General features: G+C 40.3%; 16 protein-coding genes and 4 pseudogenes. 8 read left to right on the forward strand and 12 right to left on the reverse strand.

Features of this window, described 5'->3' with window-relative positions; translation table 11 throughout:
* Window positions 1-458 precede the first annotated feature (458 nt).
* The 5 genes and pseudogenes from mnmA (at window position 459) to P4S61_RS18575 (ending at window position 5,261) form a co-directional block, all read left to right on the forward strand.
* Window positions 459-1,559 (forward strand): tRNA 2-thiouridine(34) synthase MnmA, encoded by a 1,101-nt coding sequence (mnmA, locus tag P4S61_RS18555; protein ID WP_145233130.1) that lies wholly within the window; start codon window positions 459-461, stop codon window positions 1,557-1,559.
* Entirely contained in the window at window positions 1,559-2,161 is a 603-nt protein-coding gene (gene hflD / locus P4S61_RS18560) for a high frequency lysogenization protein HflD (protein ID WP_149982535.1), read from the forward strand. Before mnmA ends, hflD begins: the two co-directional genes overlap by 1 nt.
* Window positions 2,162-2,193: 32 nt before the next feature.
* Window positions 2,194-3,564, forward strand: a complete 1,371-nt coding sequence (purB, locus tag P4S61_RS18565; protein ID WP_145233128.1) for an adenylosuccinate lyase — start codon at window positions 2,194-2,196, stop codon at window positions 3,562-3,564.
* A gap of 82 nt (window positions 3,565-3,646) precedes the next feature.
* A pseudogene (locus tag P4S61_RS18570) lies at window positions 3,647-4,790 on the forward strand (ribosomal protein uL16 3-hydroxylase).
* A gap of 12 nt (window positions 4,791-4,802) precedes the next feature.
* The gene (locus P4S61_RS18575) at window positions 4,803-5,261 is read left to right on the forward strand and encodes a GNAT family N-acetyltransferase (protein ID WP_145233126.1); all 459 of its coding nucleotides are present in this window, start codon (window positions 4,803-4,805) and stop codon (window positions 5,259-5,261) included.
* Between the two features lie 178 nt (window positions 5,262-5,439).
* On the opposite strand, the gene P4S61_RS18580 is transcribed toward P4S61_RS18575, so the two are convergent.
* From P4S61_RS18580 to P4S61_RS18600, 5 genes are all read right to left on the reverse strand, one after another.
* Window positions 5,440-5,895: a DUF4826 family protein gene (locus tag P4S61_RS18580; RefSeq protein WP_220491234.1), complete on the reverse strand. Its 456-nt coding sequence runs from the start codon at window positions 5,893-5,895 to the stop codon at window positions 5,440-5,442.
* Window positions 5,896-6,122: 227 nt separating this feature from the next.
* Window positions 6,123-6,914 (reverse strand): SDR family oxidoreductase, encoded by a 792-nt coding sequence (locus P4S61_RS18585; RefSeq protein ID WP_145233125.1) that lies wholly within the window; start codon window positions 6,912-6,914, stop codon window positions 6,123-6,125.
* A gap of 19 nt (window positions 6,915-6,933) precedes the next feature.
* Window positions 6,934-7,437: an Mpo1 family 2-hydroxy fatty acid dioxygenase gene (locus P4S61_RS18590; protein WP_182819206.1), complete on the reverse strand. Its 504-nt coding sequence runs from the start codon at window positions 7,435-7,437 to the stop codon at window positions 6,934-6,936.
* Window positions 7,438-7,642: 205 nt separating this feature from the next.
* Complete coding sequence (locus P4S61_RS18595) at window positions 7,643-7,945, reverse strand: hypothetical protein (RefSeq protein WP_337118857.1); 303 nt, start codon at window positions 7,943-7,945, stop codon at window positions 7,643-7,645.
* An 82-nt stretch (window positions 7,946-8,027) separates the two neighbouring features.
* Window positions 8,028-8,702 carry a Crp/Fnr family transcriptional regulator gene (locus P4S61_RS18600; RefSeq protein ID WP_337118858.1) on the reverse strand — a complete coding sequence of 225 codons (675 nt, stop codon included), beginning with the start codon at window positions 8,700-8,702 and terminating at the stop codon, window positions 8,028-8,030.
* A gap of 51 nt (window positions 8,703-8,753) precedes the next feature.
* On the opposite strand from P4S61_RS18600, the pseudogene P4S61_RS18605 reads away from it, so the two are divergent.
* Window positions 8,754-10,063 (forward strand): annotated as a pseudogene (locus P4S61_RS18605) (amidohydrolase).
* Between the two features lie 107 nt (window positions 10,064-10,170).
* On the opposite strand, the gene P4S61_RS18610 reads toward P4S61_RS18605, so the two are convergent.
* Window positions 10,171-12,057, reverse strand: a complete 1,887-nt coding sequence (locus tag P4S61_RS18610; protein WP_310736538.1) for a M61 family metallopeptidase — start codon at window positions 12,055-12,057, stop codon at window positions 10,171-10,173.
* 387 nt (window positions 12,058-12,444) lie between these two features.
* Between P4S61_RS18610 and P4S61_RS18615 the strand changes: the two genes are divergently transcribed.
* Window positions 12,445-13,074 carry a trimeric intracellular cation channel family protein gene (locus P4S61_RS18615; protein WP_182819207.1) on the forward strand — a complete coding sequence of 210 codons (630 nt, stop codon included), beginning with the start codon at window positions 12,445-12,447 and terminating at the stop codon, window positions 13,072-13,074.
* Window positions 13,075-13,078: 4 nt separating this feature from the next.
* Here P4S61_RS18615 and P4S61_RS18620 read toward each other — a convergent pair.
* Window positions 13,079-13,296, reverse strand: a pseudogene (locus tag P4S61_RS18620) (ClbS/DfsB family four-helix bundle protein); the annotation flags it as partial.
* Between the two features lie 274 nt (window positions 13,297-13,570).
* Window positions 13,571-13,990: an MAPEG family protein gene (locus P4S61_RS18625; protein ID WP_182819208.1), complete on the reverse strand. Its 420-nt coding sequence runs from the start codon at window positions 13,988-13,990 to the stop codon at window positions 13,571-13,573.
* 284 nt (window positions 13,991-14,274) lie between these two features.
* Between P4S61_RS18625 and P4S61_RS18630 the strand changes: the two genes are divergently transcribed.
* Complete coding sequence (locus P4S61_RS18630) at window positions 14,275-15,441, forward strand: DUF3103 family protein (RefSeq protein WP_337118859.1); 1,167 nt, start codon at window positions 14,275-14,277, stop codon at window positions 15,439-15,441.
* A 130-nt stretch (window positions 15,442-15,571) separates the two neighbouring features.
* On the opposite strand, the gene P4S61_RS18635 is transcribed toward P4S61_RS18630, so the two are convergent.
* From P4S61_RS18635 to P4S61_RS18650, 4 genes and pseudogenes are all read right to left on the reverse strand, one after another.
* On the reverse strand, window positions 15,572-16,693 hold the full coding sequence (locus tag P4S61_RS18635; RefSeq protein WP_337118860.1) for an ABC transporter permease: 1,122 nt from the start codon (window positions 16,691-16,693) through the stop codon (window positions 15,572-15,574).
* A 2-nt stretch (window positions 16,694-16,695) separates the two neighbouring features.
* Window positions 16,696-19,496: pseudogene (gene rbbA, locus P4S61_RS18640) on the reverse strand (ribosome-associated ATPase/putative transporter RbbA).
* The gene (locus P4S61_RS18645) at window positions 19,489-20,412 is read right to left on the reverse strand and encodes an HlyD family secretion protein (RefSeq protein ID WP_337118861.1); all 924 of its coding nucleotides are present in this window, start codon (window positions 20,410-20,412) and stop codon (window positions 19,489-19,491) included. Before P4S61_RS18645 ends, rbbA begins: the two are co-directional and overlap by 8 nt.
* Window positions 20,413-20,852: 440 nt before the next feature.
* Window positions 20,853-21,866, reverse strand: a complete 1,014-nt coding sequence (locus P4S61_RS18650; protein WP_442961600.1) for an endonuclease/exonuclease/phosphatase family protein — start codon at window positions 21,864-21,866, stop codon at window positions 20,853-20,855.
* Between the last annotated feature and the right edge of the window lie 56 nt (window positions 21,867-21,922).

The following is a 21,922-nucleotide window of genomic DNA, read 5'->3' on the forward strand; positions in this document are numbered from 1 at the left end:
CATACCTTCCCTGCCAATTTGGCTATGAAACTGTTCCCTACAAAACTCATATTTTGGGTGGCTTGGCCGTCTCTTTATACCCAAACCACCTCAAGATGCGAGCGTCGTTGGAATTAAAAGCGATTTAGGCAAGGCATTGCTTGCAAGGAATAGTGGTTCTATTGTTAAAATCAATAACGCAGTATAAATCGCTTTAAACCAACCTGTTGGGAGTTTCACAGGCACTTACTCTCAGCGTTGTTACTTCTTAAAAGGGACTGCCATTGTTGCAAAGTAACGCCTTGATATTAAGCCCCTGTGAAACGCTGAATTCTGCACCTTGAGGTGGTTTGGGTATACTGCTATAATCGCGGCCTTTCATAGCCTGCGTAATTTGTCAGAGTGTCTCCTTTTAGCTCTATAATACGCGTATGCGCTAGTAGTTTAAATGACAGCAACCTGTATAAGCGAAATTATCCATGAGCGAAAATAGTCACATTAAAGTCATCGTTGGCATGTCCGGCGGTGTTGATTCTTCTGTATCAGCTTATTTATTAAAACAACAAGGCTATCAAGTTGAAGGCCTGTTTATGAAAAACTGGGAAGAAGATGATAATGATGAATATTGCGCTGCTGCCGACGATTTAAAAGACGCGCAAGCAGTCTGTGACAAGCTGGGGATTGAACTACACACAGTTAATTTTGCCGCAGAATATTGGGATAACGTATTTGAGTACTTTCTTGCTGAATATAAAGCAGGCCGTACGCCAAATCCTGACATCATGTGTAATAAAGAAATCAAATTCAAAGCTTTTTTAGAATTTGCAGCAACGGCGCTTGGCGCTGACTTTATAGCCACGGGCCATTATGTACGCCGTGAATTACGCGATGATAAATACGTTATGTGTCGTGGTCTTGATGATAACAAAGATCAAAGCTACTTTTTATACACATTAAGTCATGAACATATTGCACAAACGCTGTTCCCAGTTGGTGATATTGCCAAACCTGAAGTGCGCCGCATTGCTGAAGAACAAGACTTAATTACCCACGATAAAAAAGACAGTACCGGTATTTGCTTTATCGGTGAGCGTAAGTTTAAAGACTTCCTACAAAAATTCTTACCTGCACAACCGGGTGTTATTGAAGACACAGACGGTAACAACGTTGGTGAACACGAAGGCTTGATGTATCACACTCTCGGTCAACGTAAAGGTTTGCTAATTGGTGGCATGAAAGAAGGCTCTGGCGAACCATGGTATGTAGTAGATAAAGACTTAGAACGCAACGTATTGATTGTTGGTCAAGGTAAAGACCATCCGCGTCTTTACAGCAATGGACTAAATGCCAACCAATTACACTGGGTTGATCGTGTTGGACCAAAAGGTACCACCCGCTGCACGGTAAAAACTCGCTACCGTCAAGAAGACCTAAACTGTACGCTGCTCGTTGGCGATGATGGTTTTGCCCGAGTATTATTTGATGAACCACAAAAAGCAGTAACCCCAGGACAATCTGCGGTATTTTATGCCAACGAAATATGTTTAGGTGGCGGTATTATTGATTCGGTGATCAAATAATGAATGAACACCAAGTCATGGCATTAGCAGCCATGTGCCAAGTTGCTAAACAAGTTCAAAAAATAGCGCAGTACGGCAGTAGCAACGATTACGAATTAGAAAAACTATTAACCAGTATTGTACAAACCTCCCCTGATTCACCCAGTGATGTGTATCAAGGCACTGAGAATCTAAGAGATGGTTATAAAATCTTACTTGATCAACTCAGTGCAGGTGAAAAGAAAGATGTTGAAATCGTCAAATACGTTGGCGGTTTAATGCAACTTGAGCGTGCACTGAGCGCAAAAGCAAGTAGCTTAGCAGAGCTTGGTAAAAGCATTGATGATATCAAGCGACGTCTTGATCACTTTGCTATTACTGATGACACTGTTATTACGGCTCTTGCCGATATTTATTCAAAGGTGCTTAGCCCCCTAGGGCACCGAATTCAGGTTTATGGCAAGCCTGACTTACTAAAACAGCAATTAGTACAACACAAAATACGTGCATTATTATTAGCAGGTATTCGCAGTGCAGTATTATGGCGACAAATGGGCGGTAAACGCCGTCACTTTTTCTTTGCGAAAAGAAGAATTATCGCCATTGCTAAAAACCATATTTAATTATCGTTCAAAACTAAAATTTAGGAGTTATTATGGAGCTTTCAGCGTTAACAGCTATCTCTCCGGTGGATGGTCGCTACGGCAGCAAAACCACTGAACTACGCAGTATTTTCAGCGAATTTGGCTTGATAAAATACCGTGTAACAGTCGAAGTTCGTTGGTTACAAGCCCTTGCAGCAGCTGATGCGATCAAAGAAGTACCGGCATTTAGCGACGAAGCCAATGCTTTACTTAACGCGATTGTTGATAACTTCAGCGAAGCCGATGCGCAACGTGTAAAAGATATCGAGCGTACTACAAACCACGATGTTAAAGCCGTTGAATACTTATTAAAAGAAAAAGTAGCTGACAACGCCGAGTTACATGCAATTAATGAATTTATTCACTTTGCATGTACATCAGAAGACATCAATAACCTGTCTCACGGTTTAATGCTCACTGAAGCACGTAACGAAGTATTACTTCCTTACTGTGATCAACTACTTAATGCAATTAAAGAAAAAGCCATTGAGTACAAAGCAGTACCAATGATGACACGTACTCACGGTCAACCTGCAACACCTTCAACTATGGGCAAAGAATTTGCCAACGTATATATGCGTTTAAAGCGTCAACGTGACCAAATTGCACAAGTTGAAATGCTAGGTAAAATCAACGGTGCTGTAGGTAACTACAATGCTCACCTCAGTGCCTACCCTGATTACGATTGGCACAATCATGCTGAGCAATTTGTAACTAGCCTAGGGTTAACATTCAACCCATTTACAACGCAAATTGAACCGCATGACTACATTGCCGAGTTATTTGATGCGATTGCTCGCTTTAACACTATCTTATTAGATTTTGACCGTGATGCATGGGGCTATATAGCGCTAAATCACTTTAAACAAAAAACCATTGCGGGTGAAATTGGTTCATCAACTATGCCACATAAAGTTAACCCGATTGATTTTGAAAACTCAGAAGGTAACTTAGGTCTAGCAAATGCTATTTTCGCTCATCTAGCGCAAAAGCTGCCGGTATCTCGCTGGCAACGTGACCTTACTGACTCAACAGTACTGCGTAACTTAGGTGTTGGTATGGGTTATGCGCTAATTGCATACCAGTCAACCCTAAAAGGTGTAAGCAAGTTAGAAGTAAACGAGCAACGATTACTTGACGAGTTGGATCAGAACTGGGAACTGCTAGCAGAGCCAATTCAGACGGTAATGCGTAAATACGGCATCGAAAAACCATACGAAAAGCTAAAAGATTTAACCCGTGGTAAACGTGTAAATCAAGAGATCATGGCTGACTTCATCGATGGTTTAGAGTTACCGGAAGAAGCAAAAGTAGAAATGAAAAAACTAACACCGGCTAACTATATTGGTCGTGCTGTCGAGTTTATCGACAACCTAGTTTAAGCTTTCTGCGACAACTTATTTTATATACACTATAAAGCGAAAGGCTCTTGCCTTTCGCTTTTTTCATTTTAATGGGCGCAGCATGTATCAATTAACGATTAACGACTTATCCGAGCAAGACTTTCTAACACAGTATTGGCAAAAAACCGCTCTTGATCAAGCAAGGGTTTACAGACTTTGCCGACCCGCTTGATGCTAATGAGCTTGCCGGTCTTGCCATGGAAGAGAGCATTGAATCGCGTATTATCACTAATCATGATAATGACTGGCAAGCGCATCATGGCCCATTTGAAGATTTTGAATTACTAACCGAGCAACATTCTACCCTACTCGTACAAGCAGTCGATCATTGGCATCCTAATGCTGCGCAGCTGCTGGAACCATTTCGGTTTATTCCTAATTGGCGTATTGATGACCTAATGATCAGCTTTTCAACGCCTGGGGGTGGAGTCGGTCCGCATTTAGATCAATATGACGTATTTATTATTCAAGGTGAAGGCAAGCGTCATTGGCGTGTCGGTATGCCAGATAATAAACTAAAACAATTTGCACAAAATAAAAGTTTATTACAAGTTGAACAATTTCCAGCCGTGATTGATTGCATCCTAGAACCAGGCGATATTTTATACATCCCGCCGGGCTGCCCACATGAAGGTTATGCTGTAGAAAACGCATTAAACTACTCGATCGGATTTCGTGCACCAAATCAACGCGATCTATTATCAAACTTTGCTGATCACATTATTGATAAAGAAGCGGGAAATAGCCGTTATCAAGACCCTGCAATAACACTGCGCGATTCTAAAGGTGAGATCCAAGCTTGCGAAGTCGAAAACATTAAACTATTAATGCAAGCGGCCCTAAATGACGACGCATTACTTAAATCTTGGTTAGGTAATACACTTAGTCAACCTAAGCATGAAATGGATTTAATGCCGCCAGAAGATTTATTTAATAGTGAACAAATAGCTGAGCTATTGAATGATGATGATGTGATTTTTGAGCGCCTCGGTGGCACCCGTGCATTGTATCAAGTTTTTGAAAATGAAATACTTCTCAGCGTAAATGGTGAAAACTACCCACTCCCTGTTAGTGACTTAACTGCGGTTAAATTACTCACTGACCATACTATGGTGACAGCAGAGCAACTAAATAGTTCAAAAAATAGTTTAGTTTTTATACAAACCTTTACTACACTAATTAATGAGGGGATTTGGTTTTGCTAGGAGTGTGTTTGTATGGGCTATCATATCAACAAGGTAGAATGGGATATAGGCAAGGAGTTACTACAACAGATCAGAGAGCGGGTATTTGTATGTGAACTACATATTCCCAAACATATCGAGTTTGATAATCTTGATAGATATGCTCATCATATACTGGTAACAGATGACAGCCAAGGCCCAGTTGCAACAGGCCGATTATGTAGCGATGGCCTTATTGGCCGTATTGCGGTGCTGCCAGAGCACCGTAATCGCTCCGTCTATCGTTCATTGCTGAATTATATTGTTGAGCTTGCACAACAGCAGGGTTGTGATTGCGTCAGCATTAATTGTATTTTAAATGAGGTAGAACGATTTAAACGTAATGGCTTTGAACAACAAGGTTGTGTGTTTATGGAAGCAGGTATTCCACGGCTTCGTATGCAATGCCCCATTAATAAATTCAATACGAAACCATTTACACTGGTGCATTGATAAAAATTTATTAAAAATGGCCATCCTAGCGAGTTAAAAACCACCAATTTAACGCAATGGGCATTAAAAAAGCGAACATATTAATGTGTAACTCCACATAACACGTTCGCTTTTTTAATTTTTAAAGCTGTTCTTTATATTAAAATCTTTAAGTTAAAATTATAAATAAGCTTTCAGGTCAATTAACTTCGTTTGCCCACAGCTGTTCTTTTTCGTACATTTCATAAATACCATGCGCACGATTAATTAGTAGGTTTGCAAAATCAACTTTAGTTTTATCGTGTCCACCGGTTTGCATAATTTGATCTGCTTTTAACTGCCATTGCAGAGAAAAATATCGCAGCGCATCACGCGCATTTTCGGCAACTGATGCTAACGCATGATCAGTTGGTAAGCGACCGGTGATAACCCAATAACTTTTACCGTCTTGGCCTTTAAACTTCCATAGGGCACATAACGGAGCGATAAAGCGGCTTTCTTTTTCTAGCAAAGTTTTTGGCATTACGCCCTTCTCTGCTAAATGCTTTTGTGCATTTTGAAAACACTCACGTTGCCATGCAATACTTTGCTGCTTTGCTTGTTCTTGTTCTTCTGGTGTTAATTCTTTAAGTTGTTTTTGTTCCACAGTATTCATCACTCGTTTACATCATTTTAGCTACTTTAAGTGCATATAATTATCGGTGCAAGTATAAAAGACCAATTCCAGCGAGATCATAAGCGATCGCCTGTTTTTTCTACATTCTAACCCATCGTTCTACGCACAACTGTTTACTAATACTGCAAAAAAATCAATTTATAGCTAATTTATAAACTATAAAGCCGCTGTTAATGCATACCAGCACGGTGTTATTCATCGTTTGTTTAACGATAATTCTTTTTCGCTGTCATACGATTAAAAAAACTAGGAAAGAAACGTTTTATAGTCGGAGCCCAGCCACTGATCCCCTCGCCAACCACCACTTCATCTTTACGTTTAGCTATTGCACTGACCATTTGCTTCACAGCAGCCGTTACATCCATACCATTTTCAATGGAGTGTTCAGCCTTATTTTGCGCAATACCATGTTCATTAAGTGAATTATGAGCAATAGCCGTTTTTATAGAGCCTGGGCAGATAGTCAAACAATGAATGTTTTTATCGGCCACTTCAGCTCGCAAACAATCCATAAAACCAACGACTGCATATTTAGAGCCTGAGTAACCGGTTCTGAATTTAGAGCCAACTTTACCTGCGACACTACTGATTGATACTACACAGCCGCCGCCATTTTTAACCATACTCGGTAATACCGCTTTAGTTAGCGCAATCAAACCAAAATAGTTAACTTCCATAAGTTGACGATACACAATAAAGTCATTTTCTAAAAACAAACTACGCTGCGACACGCCACCATTATTAATTAAAATATCAACGTTACCAATCGTAGCCATACTATTTGCAACATACTCAAGTACCCGCTCAGGTTGTGATAAATCAAGAGGTATTACTTTGTGTTGTCCAGCCGGTAACTCGCTACAAAGTTGATTTAGTTTATCTGCACTTCTGGCTGATAAAATAATATTAGCGCCTAAGTGTGCTAACTGTATCGCTAACTCTTTACCAATACCTGATGATGCCCCAGTGATCCACACCGTTTTATTATTAAAGTTCATGCTCTACCTATGATTATTATTAAGGCTTTGTAGGACCCGCAATGTCTGTGATCTGTTGCTCGAGTTGTTTATATAGTCCGAGTAAAAAAAGCGCCTCAACAAGCACAAATAATGGCCCAATGATAAGCCCGATTATGTCATCAACAAAAGCTGGTTTTTTACCTTCAAAATAATGCCCAATAAACTGTAAAACCCAGCCAAAAATAAAAACACCTATACTAACAGCTAACCAGCTAGTAAAACTAAGTGATGCAATTGGCGCAGCCGCTATACTCATTACTACTAAAATAACAGCCATTATCAAACCTAGTGAGACATTAAGCAGTAAATAATAAATCACAGTAGCTAACACAAAAACATGAGCGCCATTGATAACATGATCAGCAACCGGTAAATAAATACGCGCTAATAAACACAATACAGCGTATACAATGAGTGGAATACCAAAAAAGTGTGTGAGTACATTGCGTTTTGAACGGTGATATAAGCCATAATTGCCCAGTTGTTGTTGCAGTGTTTTCATTTTCTTTACTTTATATAATTATCTTATTATTTACTTTAGCAGTTAACACAACGTAACAATGTCTTCTAGCCGACATTTGTAAAATCCACTTATACAAATGCGCTTATGATTTTACCTTTATCGTGATCCGGAGTTTTAGATTGTAACTCACGGCCTTTTTGATATTCTTGTCCAAGCATTTTTTGTAACGATTCCATTTGTTTTGCTAATTCGTCATTCCCCCTCCCTGCTCTTGTATTTTTTCTGTCAGCTTTTCAATCGCGGCCTTAAGTTCAGCTATTTTATCTTTATCAACACCTAATCGTTGATAAATAAGCGCTTCATTTGCTTTTTCTAAAAAGTCTTTTCCATATAAAGGGTTTTTAGGGCTGCTAACAGTATTAGCTTGGCTATTTATTGCCGTTTCTGGCAATTCGGTTGCCGCTTTAGGATGGCTTATGCTTTTCGCTTGCACAGGAGGGTTATAAGGTTCTGTCCGGTACTGATTATTAAATATTAGTGAGCTCATTGCTTCAAATCCATTGATAGTTTTATTTTATAAAGCAAATTTAAGGCCAATGTACTTATATCAGGTAAAAATAATAACGCAGCTAATGTACAAGTAAAGCCAGCTGTTGTTTATCAAGAATTTCTATACGCTGGTAATGCAGGGAAATAAGCTTTTTTTCACTTAATAACTGCAAGATTTGATTAATAGTTTGACGAGTTAAATAGGTCATATCTGCGAGTTGTTGCTGCGATAACATAATAGTAGCGGTATTACTGGGCAGCGACATGGTTGCCATCATAACCAGCCGTTTGCAGACTTTTTGCTGGGCAGTTAATAAAGCATGATCTTCTAATGAAGTGAACAGCAGCCGCATTTTTTGTGAAAGTAAAACACCAAAATCATGCCAGTAAATAGGCGTGATTGCTAATAATTGTATCAGTGCCCGATGCGGTACATGTAGCAATCGAGCGGGTGTTTGTGCATAAACATCGTGGGTACGCAAACCACCATCAAATAAAGCAACTTCACCAAACCAAATAGCGGGATTCATAAAACTCAGTACCGCTTCTTTACCTTCTCCATTTACTCCACTAACTCGCATAACTCCATTAACAACAGCGTATAAACCCGCATTTTCATCTCCTCTTAAAAATAATGCTTCACCCGCATCGAGTTTAATTACTTTTGCATGTAACAATAGCTGGTGTTGAAATTCTTTAGAGCGGCTACTAAACCAATTTCCTTGGTTAACTATCGCACGGTCCTGTTCATTCATATCGGTTTACTCTACATTAGTTTTAATAATCAAATAATAAAAGGGATCACTATGTTACACAAAGTTATTTACAGCGGCTTATTGCTAAGTACGTTATCTGCACCAAGTTTTGCAGCTGCTCCTGATCAACAGCTCAACAAGAATCTAAAAAAGCTAACCACAGTGTAAGTGAAAAAGTGATCACTTGGCGACGCCATCTTCACCAATACCCAGAGCTTAGTAACCGCGAATTTGAAACGGCTAAATACATTACTAAACATTTAAAAGCACTGGGGCTCGAAGTACAAACTGGGATAGCCCATACGGGTGTAGTTGCTAAACTCAAAGGTGGTAAAAAAGGCCCTTTAGTGGCGCTGCGTGCCGATATGGACGCCCTGCCTGTCACTGAGCAAGTTGATTTACCGTTTGCTTCAACTCAGACCTCAACCTACCGTGGTAACGAAGTCGGTGTTATGCACGCCTGCGGCCATGATAACCATGTCGCTATTCTAATGGCTGTAGCTGAATCGTTGGCTAAAATTCAAGATGACTTAGCGGGTGATGTATTATTTGTCTTTCAACCAGCTGAAGAAGGTGCCCCAGAAGGTGAAGAAGGCGGTGCTGAACTCATGCTAAAAGAAGGCTTATTTAAAGAAAAACCTGACGCCGTGTTTGGTTTACATGTAACCAGTTCATTAAACACAGGCCAAATTGGCTTCCGTGAAGGCCCGCTTATGGCCAGTGAAGATTCATTTACAATTAATGTACAAGGCCGCCAAACTCATGGTTCACGACCATGGAATGGTGTTGATCCGATTGTTGCATCATCACAAATAATTATGGCCACACAAACAATTTCATCTCGCCAAGTTGATGTTACTAAAGCGCCGTCAGTTATTTCGTTTGGTGCTATTAATGGCGGCGTACGTTCCAATATCATTCCGGATAGTGTCGAGTTAATTGGCACTATTCGCACCTTTGACCAAGCAATGCGCGCTGATATCAAAAAGCGTTTAGTGAAAACAGCTGAAATGGTCGCTGAATCCGGTGGTGCTAAAGCTGATGTACATATCGACCACGGCTACCCTGTCACCGTAAACGATGTAAAACTCACGCAAAAAATGACGCCAACACTAACTAAAGTTGCTGGGGCTGAGAATATCATTACCACTGATTTGATCACCGGCGCTGAAGATTTCAGCTATTACGCTTTAGAAACTCCTGGATTGTTTTTCTTTTTAGGTGTTACCCCACAAGGTCAAGATGCAAAAACGGCAGCAAGTAATCATTCACCACAGTTTTTCGCTGACGAGCAAGCACTGCAATTAGGCGTGAATGCGATGACGCAGTTAGTTGTGGATTACTTTGCGATGAAAAAATAACCAGAACTCCAACGTACATGCTAAATCATAATCGGTTAGCATAAAATAAATATACCCACACTCTGTGGGTATATTTAAAAGTATTGATAAACCTACGCGGATTTATTTTATCGTGCGGTTAGTAGCTGTGATAAATAGTCAGGCTTACCTTCAATGCGTTCAAGGTGAGGATATTTAAGGCCATCATGATAATCGATCTGGATTTCACTGTACTGATCAAAGTTTTTCACCAAGAGCTTAATTGGCGCTTTTGAGCCTTTAGCATCCGTCACTGCATCTTTGAGTGCATCAGCACTAAATTGAGTATTATTAACGGCAACAATTTGCATACTTGGCGCAAGACCCGCATTAAATGCAGGGCTATCCCATAATACGTCACGCATTTTGCCTTCTTTATTTACCGAGAAGCCCAGAGAATAAAGTAAATCAGTTGATTTATAGCGGCTTTCAATTGCTTTAATGCCCTCAGAGGCTTTATCGTTATAGGTCAATTTCCAACCTTGGTCTTCCAGTGATTTAGATAAGTTAACATGGCCTTTTAAACGCGAATTAATAAAGTCATCCCATTGATACTTTTCAATACCATTAAGCGTGTTAATCACATCATCAAATTTGTAGGTCAACACATTCCAATCACCCGGGTTTACGCCAAAAAAGTTGTGGGCAAAATCATCTAATGAATGACTGTTGTTACTCAATTCACGTAATTTTGCATCAACCGCAAACCAAATTAATTCTCCACCAGAGTAATAGTCTTCGCTCATTTGATAACTACGATAAGGCAAAGATGAACGCTGAGCGATAGTTGGATCGTTGGTTGTATCTAAAATATTACGCCATGCCATGCCAGGGCGTCCTTGGTCGTAGGTTGCACCTAAACGAGCTAGCATATCCATCGCATTTTCTTGGCTCCAAAGTCCTGAACGAGCCGCAATGACTTGCCCCCAAAACTGTGTTTGCCCTTCATATACCCATAAACCATTAGCTTCTTTAACTTGGTTATAGGTCGGTGTCCATAATGCGTCAGGGCGACGATATTTACCATTCCATGAATGATTAAATTCGTGTGCTAATAAATCGCGACCGACCCATGACTTATCCCAGTCAGAAAAATAATTTTCTTTCGCGCTATTTTCACTTGAGCGATGATGTTCCATGCCGATGCCGCCTAACTTATCTGTCAGGGCAAGTAAAAAGTCATAGTGATCAAAGTGATGTGCACCATAAAGCGCATACATTTGTTGAATAAGCTCACGGTGTGCTGTTAACCCTTCTGCACTGATCTCAAGATCTTTTTCTTTATCGGCAAAGACATTTAAGAACACCGGAGTATCTGCATTTGGGTTTAAATCAACACGCTTATAGTGGCTACCGGCAAACATTGGCGAGTCTACAAGGTTTTCAAAATCAATTCCCTCAAAGGTAACTGTATTGCCTTTTTGCGAAGATTTTTCAAGTGCAGTAGCAAACTGCCACCCTTTTGGTAACGTTACACTCGGTTGAAATTTAATTTTACGGCTATAGTGCCCAGCAGGGTAAAGCGCTACTGTATCCCATTGTAAATTGAGCATTTCTGGCGTCATCATAACGCGCCCTTGCTCTGAACTTTGTGGTGACAAGAATTGATATTCAACATGCAACTCACGTACACCTTTAGGAACCTTAAGATTAAAAGCATATACATTGCCAGGATCTCGTTGCCATTCGATCACTTTACCTTTTGCTGACATTTTTAATCCAGCCAACTGACTTATTGGTCCAACTGGTGAGTGATGTCCAGGTATCCATTGTGGATAAAGCAAAGTCATTTCACCAGCATTAACAGGGATAGTTTCGTTTATTTTAAAAATACGATGAGCTAGATCTGTGGCATCAACCGCTATTTTTATAGTGCCGGAATATGGGGTATCAATCGGGTTTGGAACATCAGCAAACGCTGGAAGCGTAAAGCCCATAACAGAGCTGAGGGCAGCAGCAAAAACATGTTTATTCACTTACTTCTCCAATTAGAGAGGCGCAAAGCACGCGCATTAGATGGGTATTGTCCTAGTAATTTGAGTGCAAAACACTCGATAACCTCCCTTTTACTTTCAGAAACTTCTGAAACAACCAACATCAGTTATAACTATAACAACAGCTAATAGCAATTATTTATGGACGAACAACCATTTAATGCGTTCAATTTACTTGCGCTTTAAGTCAATTTATAGTGCCGAATTTAGCTGTATCAGCGCTTATTTGCATTCTTGTACTGAGAATATAAGAGCGCTGCAAGCACTGTTTTAAAACTTAATCATGCACCATACCTATGTTCAGGCTAAATAAATCATCAGTACGCTATTCTAATAGGCTACTTTTTTGGTAATGGTATGGAGACCACAATGGCATCTGACTATTTTCATTTGTTAAATTTGATCGGGGTAGCGTTTTTTGCCATCTCAGGTACTCTGATGGGCCATGAAAAAAACATTGGAGGTTTTGGTGTTGTGGTTGTCGCGTCAGTAACAGCGCTCGGCGGCGGCACACTGCGCGACGTATTATTAAACCACCCAGTATTTTGGATAGCCGAACCGGATTATTTATACGCAACATACAGCGCCATATTTATCGCCGTAATATTTATTCGTCATTTACCTCACGTATCAAACTATTACATGTTGCTGGTCGATGCTTTGGGCATGGCAATTTTTAATATTGTTGGCATTGAAAAATCCTTAATCGAAGGCACTACGATGATTGTGGCTATTACTATGGGCATGACCACGGGCATCTTTGGTGGTCTAATGCGCGATGTAATATGCCGTGAAGTCCCGCTTGTCATGCGCGAAGAGCTCTACTCCACCGCGTGTCTATCTGGCGGCTTAACTTATGCCACACTGTTTCTATTAGAAGTACCTTATGTTTGGTGTATTTTAGGCGCACTCTTTATTACCGTATTTTTACGGCTCGGTGCCCTACACTGGGGATGGCAACCAAATATATTTAGAAAAAGGTCGGTTAGAAAGCAATAGTTTGCTATGTGAAGTTCCGATTAAAACGCCGAACTTTTGTACGTACCTTTTTCATCGATGATGACGTATTAAACTGAATTTTACGTCCCAATGTCGATTTTTCGTACCACGATACAGCATACAATTCATAGTTATTTAAGCTGAAATAAGCAAGAGTATATCGTTTGCCTTAAATTCAAGCTCCATAAGTAGATCATCGTATTTCCAGTCTCGATACTCTTGTTATTGGGTCAGGATTTGCTTTGTGAAGTCAGCCATTTATAGGTGGAAATATGATACTTTTAGGCACCTTGTCTTATTTTACCCTTATTTTTTCAACTGTGTTTGCCTCTATTTACTTATCCGTTGCTTTAGCTGACTCTTTTTTATAAGGTGTTGTGCTGGTGACTATTGGTTCGTTAATTTGCTTTTGGGTTACTCGCACAAAAAAACCTGTAGTAGATAATTAAATTAAAAAACGAGAAGCAAATAATGCTTCTCGCTTTATCAGGTTTTATTAGCTGGCTAATCTTAGCCCTAGCATCACCAACATAACTAGATTCGCAATCACGCCAATCAAAAAGAAGTAGCTACGCGGGCTGGGGTTTTTCTCTGTGGCAATGGCGTAATACAGTGCCATATGAATTAAACGTGCAATGACGTAAACCCAAATACAGATTGCAAAAACCGAACTGTGGTAATTAATCACAAAAGCAAATAAAACCGTTCCTATAAATAACGCACTGTTTTCTAATGTATTATGAAAGGTGCGATGCGCTCTAAATATAAAACTCTCATGAGATAGGTCTTTATCAATTTTTCCTGGAACAGCGCCAGGCTGTTTGGTTTTACTAAACGTCGCCACTGCCCACTGTACTAACACCATAATTAAATATAAATAAAATGCTAAAAACGCTGAATGTGCTATATCGGTCATTGTTTAATCCTTTGTGTTGTTATTAGAGTAGTAGTTACAGCAACTATCAAGCCATATATAAGCCACTGATGTATATAATAATTACTTTTCCGCAAAATAACTTTTTGTAATAGATTCACTCTTTATATAAAACTTACTTTATAACAGCTGCTTGGTATTTATGTAGCATAGGCATAAGCGCCACCACAAAAACAATGCTAATTACGTACTTTATAAATTTTGTTTGATTATTTATTCTAAGTATTGTTTTATAGCGTTACTGATAACGGAACAGTAAAATAAATATGATGAATAAAATAACCAAATGCTTGGCAACCTTAGCGCTATTGAACTGTGTATCAGCGCCCGCTTTTTCAGCTCAATATGAAATCGAAAAAGGTGAAAACTTGTCTAAGTTGGCGCAATACAAAGACGTAACCACCATTAAACGCAATTTCGCAAAACAAATAGCGCTTAATTACAGTGTATTAAACGCTGATCTTAAACAAACGCTAAGCCAATATAAACTGGTTTTGAATGCGGATCAGCTACCGTCTTTAGGCATGCACACACAACAAAATACTCGTTTAGCAAACAGCGCATTACAACAGCTTAAAGGTTTACCACAAAACACCGGTAGTTTGTTACAAGTGCGTTTGGCTAGCGATGAAATGCTTAACGCTTGGCAGCAAGGCGAACGCCCTTTATTTGCATTTGCACCTGCTGGTGACGATTCGCAATGGAGCGAGATTGAAGCGTTCGATCAGTTTGGTGACATTCACTATCTTAGTGTTGATCAAATGCCGACCCAACCTGTATTTATTGTCGAATTAGATCAACAAAAAGTACAAGATGCGGGTATTGCAGTAATGAGAGGAATTTTATCTGCTAACAAATTCAGTAAAACCACGGTTAGTCCACAAAACCAGTTAAGCAATGAACAACCCCTGCAAACCAGTGTATTGAAAAAAATACGCTTAGAAGATGACAAAGAACCTTGGATCTCAGGTGGTGCTGAAATTTATGCCATTGTAACGGGTATCGACCCGACCCGAGATGAACCAATATTAGATATCGTTGATTTACCTTATTTAGATCATGACAAAACCGATTACAGCCCTAATCAGGTTTTAATTCATTGGCAGCGTTATCGTTGGCAAGCGGTCGATTTACTCTTAATGGAACAAGATGACAACACCAACTATAAAACTCTAGCAATAAAATTATTAGAAATATCAGAGCAAGTAATGGCGAGCATTCCTGATTTACAAGCGCAAGGTTATGCCATTATCCCTAAGCTGACCAATGAACTACTAAAAGCAATGCCGGATGAATGGTTTACTAATAATGACGATTATGTTGATGCTTTTTACACGCTGTTTGAAAACAAAGACTATCAAGAATATAAAGGAGCAAGCAGTAATGAGACCATTACGCTGTCTCCTTTAGAAATTAACCCAAGACTAAACTAAGTCATCCCCATTCGCTTAATTATTATTGCGGATGGTATCTTCAGTAGCCACCCATTAGCGCTTTAACGTTAACGGGTGGCTTTATCTTAAACAGCCACTTTTTTGAAAACACGCGTTATATTTTAATACCCTAACCTTGCGCCACTGATTTACGAAAGCGCATTAATGCAACAGTAAAAAACACACTGCCAATAACAACTAACGCTAAAAAGTAAGGCCAAACTACATCCCACCCTGCCCCTCGGTATAAAATTGCTTGAGCAAATTTTACAAAATGCGTTGTTGGCGCCAATAACATAATATTTTGCACCACCTCAGGCATACTTTCTCGCGGCGTAACACCGCCAGAGAGCATTTGTAATGGTAATAAAATTAAGATCATCAATAACCCGAGTTGCGGCATAGTGCGCGCCTGCGTTCCCAACAATATACCCAGCGATGTGGTCGCAAATAAATGAATAGCAACGCCAAATAAAAATAAGCCTGGCGAGCCATGAATAGGCACTTGTAACAAACCTTCGATCACAATAAATAATGAAAACGTAGTCAGTAATAAAATCACTAACCCATTGGCCCAAATTTTCGCCATCACTATTTCAAAGGGGCTTAACGGCATCACTAATAAATGCTCTAATGTGCCGTGTTCGCGTTCACGGATCACCGCGGCGCCAGTTAAAATAATCGAAATCATTGTGATCACGTTCATTAATTCCATCACGCTACCAAACCATACACTTGTCATGTTTGGATTAAACATAATGTGCGCCGATTGCTTTATTGGCAGTGAATAAACGGTTCGATAACCTTGCACAAACTCATTTACTTCGCCTTTAATAATGGTTTGAATATAGTTATCACCAATAAATGCTTGCGACATGCGCGTAGCATCTATATTTACTTGAATTGTAGGTTGCTTAGCTGCAAGTACATCACGCTCAAAATAAGGCGGGATATTAAGCACAAAAGTATAACGGCCATTATCCATAGCTGAGTCAACATCGCTTAATGAAATACTGTCTGGTGTTTTAAAGTAAGGCTCATAAAAGGCATTAATAATACGCTTAGATAATTGCGATTGGTCGTGATCAACAACTGCAATCGGCGCATTATTTAACTCTATCGACGTGGCTGAAGCCACCACATAAATCAACCCAGTAAAAGCAAAAAAAACAAATAGCAGTAAAACCTTATCACGCCATAAACTACGCAACTCTTTAATACCTAAATTAACAATGTTTCCGTGACGTTGCATGGCTATTTGTCCTGCTTTGGAAGTAAAAATACACTGGCCAGAGTCAGCACAGGTATAAAAGCGAATAAAGGCAGTAGCTGGGCTGATAAATCAGAAAAATTAAGCGCTTTATTAAAGACCCCCCGACACGCCTCTAAAAAGTAGGTGGTCGGAAACAGTTTGCCAATAATAGCGCCAAACCCTTCTAAGGAAGAAACAGGGTCAATTAGCCCACAAAAGTTAACGGCAATCATCAACACAACCACCGTAGTGGCTGCCAATGCTGAAATTTGTGTTTTTGTAAAAGCCGAAATTAACAGCCCCACTCCGGTAGTCGCTGTAACGTATAATAATGCAGCCAAACTAAGCGCCCAAAAGCTGCCTTTTAGCGCCACACCAAACACGGTAATAGCAAGTGCGACTAAACCAAAAAAGCTGATCATACTCACTAAAATGTAAGGCAGCTGTTTGCCAATAATAAATTCCAGCCGGTTAACCGGTGTTACATATAAGTTTATGATTGAACCCAACTCTTTTTCCCGCACTACGCCAAGCGCCATCAATATCGCAGGAATAAATACCAATAGCAGTGGAATAACCGCCGGCACCATGGCCTCAATGCTTTTAAAATCTTGGTTATAACGATAGCGAGATTCAATATTAGCTGGCACTAAATTGGGTATCTGCGCATAAGTGCGCAAAGATAAGTTGGTTAAATAGCTGTAATACACGCCGCTCATATAACCATTAATCGTTTCTGCCCTAAACGGCATAGAACCATCAATCCACACTACAATTTCAGGTTTACGGCCGCGTTTAAATTGCTGAGCAAAGTTAGGTGGAATTTCAACGGCCACGCTTAACTCACCACTGCGCATTCGTTTATCAAGTTCTTGCGGGCTTTTAATATCTGCTTTTTGAATAAAGTAGCGTGAACCTGCCATATTTTGAATGTAGTTGCGGCTCTCTGGCGATTGGTCTTGATCTAGTACCGCAAAGCTTAAATCTTCAACATCAAATGTAATGCCGTAACCTAAAATAAACAGTAAAATTATTGAGCCCAGTAAAGCAAACGTTAGGCGAATAGGATCGCGCCATAACTCTAGCGTTTCGCGATGCGCATAACCAAATAACCGCAACAAACTAAATGCGGGGTTACTGTTATTTTTACGAGTAGCCGGCGCTGTAGCCAAAGCTTTGGGTTTATCAGTTATCGATGCTTGTATCGCCGAGCTTGCTCCGGCTGCATTTACTGCTTCTTCTAAATAAGCAATAAAGGCAGCTTCTAGTGTATCGGTATTACGCGCTTGGCACAGTGCAGCTGGCGTATCGCTGGCAAGTATTTTACCTGCATGCATTAACGAAATTCTATCGCAACGTGCCGCTTCATCCATAAAGTGAGTCGAAATAAAAATAGTCACGCCTTGTTCGCGCGAAAGCTCAATGAGTAACTGCCAAAAGTCATCCCTTGCAACGGGGTCTACACCCGATGTGGGCTCATCAAGTATGAGCATTTCAGGGCTATGTACTACCGCAACAGCAAGCGATAAACGCTGGCGAATACCTAGGGGCAAATCGGTAGGAAAATCGTCACTGTATTTTTTAAGGTTAAACCGAGTAATTAAATCTTTAACGCGCGGCTCTATTTTCTCTGCGGGTAAGTGAAATAAACGTGCATGCAATACCAAGTTTTGCTTCACTGTAAGCTCGTTATAAAGCGAAAACGCTTGCGACATAAAACCAACGCGTTTGCGGCTTTCGATGTTATTGGCATCGACCTTTTCACCAAACAATTTTGCTTCGCCACTGGTTGACGGTTGTAACCCGGTAAGCATTTTCATTGTGGTGGTTTTTCCACAGCCATTTGAGCCTAAAAAGCCAAAAATTTCACCTTGTTCAATACTTAAACTCACATTGTTAACAGCGGTAAAATCGCCAAATGTTTTACATAATCCATTTGCTTCTATAGCGAACTGGGTTGTGTTTATGTCTTGTTTACGAGGAGGCACAACTAACCGCTGATGATCATGACGTTTTTCTTCAGGAAGTAATGCTATAAACGCTTCATCAAGCGATTCTTTGTTAGTTTGCGTTTTTAGGTTTTGTGGGCTGCCCGTACCGATTACTTTTCCATCGTCCATAGCGACTAGCCAATCAAAATCATCGGCTTCTTCCATGTAGGCGGTCGCAACCAGTACGCTCATCTGTGTATTTTCAGCGCGAATACTGTTTATTAATTGCCAAAATTGACGACGCGATAGCGGATCAACCCCGGTTGTTGGCTCATCTAAAATCAATAATTGAGGGTCATGGATCAGTGCACAGCACAAACCGAGTTTTTGTTTCATCCCGCCAGAGAGCTTTTCTGCGGGGCGATCGGCAAATGCCTCTAAGCCTGTACTTTTTAAAAGGTTATTAATTCGTTGTTTGCGCTCTGCTTTATTTTGAGAAAAAAGGCGACCAAAAAAATCTATATTTTCAAACACAGAAAGTGTTGGGTACACATTTTTGCCAAGCCCTTGAGGCATGTAAGCAATGCGTGGCGACACCGTATTACGAAAACCACTGCTACGCATATTGCCGTTTAATACCTCAACCTCCCCTCTTGAATCGCCCTTGCCCCCGCTATAAGTGCCAATAAGCTTGATTTTCCTACGCCATCAGGGCCTATAAAACCGACCATTTTCCCGGCAGGTAATGAAATGCTAATGTTGTCCAGCACGCGATTATTAGCATAGCGATGACTCACCTTAGTAAGCGTAACTACACTTTCAAGAGGTGGCTGTTGCGCGTTTTTATCGGTGTTATTATTAGCGTTATCCATTATTCAGGTACTCGTACCTGTAACGACGTAGGCCAATTTTTTCAGGTGCTAGCAACACATAAGCAAGCCCTGGCACCCCTGTTTTTACTTGTTTGATATGATCTTTTAATAACTGCGAGTCGAGCTTTACCTTAACCCTAAACATCAGTTTATCGCGCTCGTTTCGGGTTTCTACCGATTTAGGGGTAAATTGCGCCTGTGCAGATACAAACGTCACTTTAGCCGGCAATGTATACTCGGCAACAGCATCAATAACAATGCGCGCTTGTGAGCCTATTGTTACCTTGCCCGCTTGCGCTGTTGGTAAATATATACTCATATAAACATCGGTTAAATCTAATAAAGATAAAACCTTGCCACCACTGCCAAGCACTTCGCCAGGCTCAGCTAATCGATACAATATGCGTCCATTGATTGGTGCTGTGAGCGTGCTGTCGGCTATGTTGCTTTGTAATCGCTCAATACGTGCCTGCGCTGCTTCTATTTCAGCATCCGACTGCACAACTTTTACGTTTGCCGCGGTTAAAGCAGCTTGCGCAATAGCAGAGGTGGTTCGTTGTTGATCAACCACTTCTTTTGAAATATGGCCTTTTTCTAATAATTTTGCAGAGCGGCGCAATTCAGTTTGTGCAAAATTAAGCTCACTTTTATGCTGCTCTACAATCGCTAATGCGTATTTACGAGACTCATTAGCAACACGAAGCCCCGCCTGAGCTTCACGTAACTGTGCATTTAAATCATCAGTATCAATAACCGCTAACGTTTGACCCGCTTTGACCATATCGCCTTCTTGCACCATAACGTCAACTAAGCGGCCCGGTAATTTTGTAGCAATATCGTACTCAGTCGCTTCAATTCGCCCATTTCCATAGGCAACACTGTCAGGGAGTTGTTCAGCAAATGATGTAGGCTGCAAGGTTTGCCAAGCATACCAGCCAGCCCCCCACAATGACCAATACAGCGAGCTTACTCAAAGATTTGAACGTTGATTTAATTGTCATGTGCTAAAACTCCATGTATGTATAAAGTAATGTAAGTGAGGGTAATCAAGGTAAAAATTTTTAGGATACAGCACGCTATTTGTTATATGAAAGCAACCCTGCTTTGTAAGTACAACAAGGGTAGTTGTAATAAGCGATTTAAACGAACTTAAAAATCCAGCGTCACTAATCTACCACTCTCACCGTTAATAAAGATGATGTGGATCAATATAAATTAGAGTTAATGCACTAATTATTAGTGATTTTTTAAAACAGCAGGATAAAAGAAAGGGAAAACATCAAGGCACCTACTGAGCGCCTTAATATTAATTATGTCAGCGGCAAATTAGCTTGCAATTTATAGTAACAAAATCCGCTACGACCTTAATGCTAAGCTAATCAATACCACGCCATGATCGGTGCTTAAATCATCACGCTCAAATTCAGGGTTAATTAAATGACGATCGTAAGTATGGTACTGGCTCACCTCAAAAAAGCTGTCGTCGTAACTTGAGTCAAACTCGCAAGACAACAAAATGTAGTCAAGCACTGAGCTGCTCGCGCCAAAATAATGGGTAGGCTTTCGCTTTAAATCCACTGTATTTTCATTATTTTGATTAGCCAAATTTAATTGCGACTTTGCAAATAACTGCCACGCATCGTTAAGGCAATATTTTACAAGGTAAGTTTTACTGTCAAACGTCGAGGCAAAACGCAGCGTATTAGTTAACAAATGGCTTAAAACGCCATCGGCTAAGTCGTTGTTAAAATCGCCCATTAAAACCATTGGATTTTGTGTAGATTCGCGGCGTGCAATGATGTCTATCATCAGCAATGTAGCCTCACTGCCGCGCTGAATAGTTGAGCCCCAACTCCCTGCTATATCGGCTTTTAATAGCTCGATAATATTTTTTTCGGGTGTGAGGTCTTTGTTTTGCTCATCAAGCTCTATCATTGAACGTTTAGACTTAAAATGCACCACATAACAATCCGTGTTGCCGATATGCGGTAAGGTTATTGTAGCTCTAAGCACCTTTCGGCTAAATGTAAAATCCTCAGTTAAACCAAGGGTATCAGCAAGCTCATGGTCGTGCTCAACAGTTGCCACTTCAGCAATTGGGTATTTTGCGGCTATTGCCACAACAGGGCGTTTGTAAATAAAGTCGTCGATTACCTGGGGCTCATCTACCACGGCAAAGTACGCATAACCTTGCTCTTTAACTAATTCTTTAAGCGACTCAATACTAAATACTTCCTGAAAACCAATCACATCAGGCTGATGCTCGGTTAAGTAATTTACAAGCCAACGCTGCTTTTTAGCCCACTGCTCTGCGGTGTATATGCGTTCAAATTCATAATAGGCATTAGGCGGCTCAAGGTAATTAAACAAGTTAAAAGTGGCAATTTTAAGGGTCGTATTAGTAATAACCGAATCGTCTACTTTGG

Source organism: Pseudoalteromonas sp. B160, assembly GCF_037162485.1.
Taxonomy (GTDB): Bacteria; Pseudomonadota; Gammaproteobacteria; order Enterobacterales; family Alteromonadaceae; genus Pseudoalteromonas; species Pseudoalteromonas rhizosphaerae.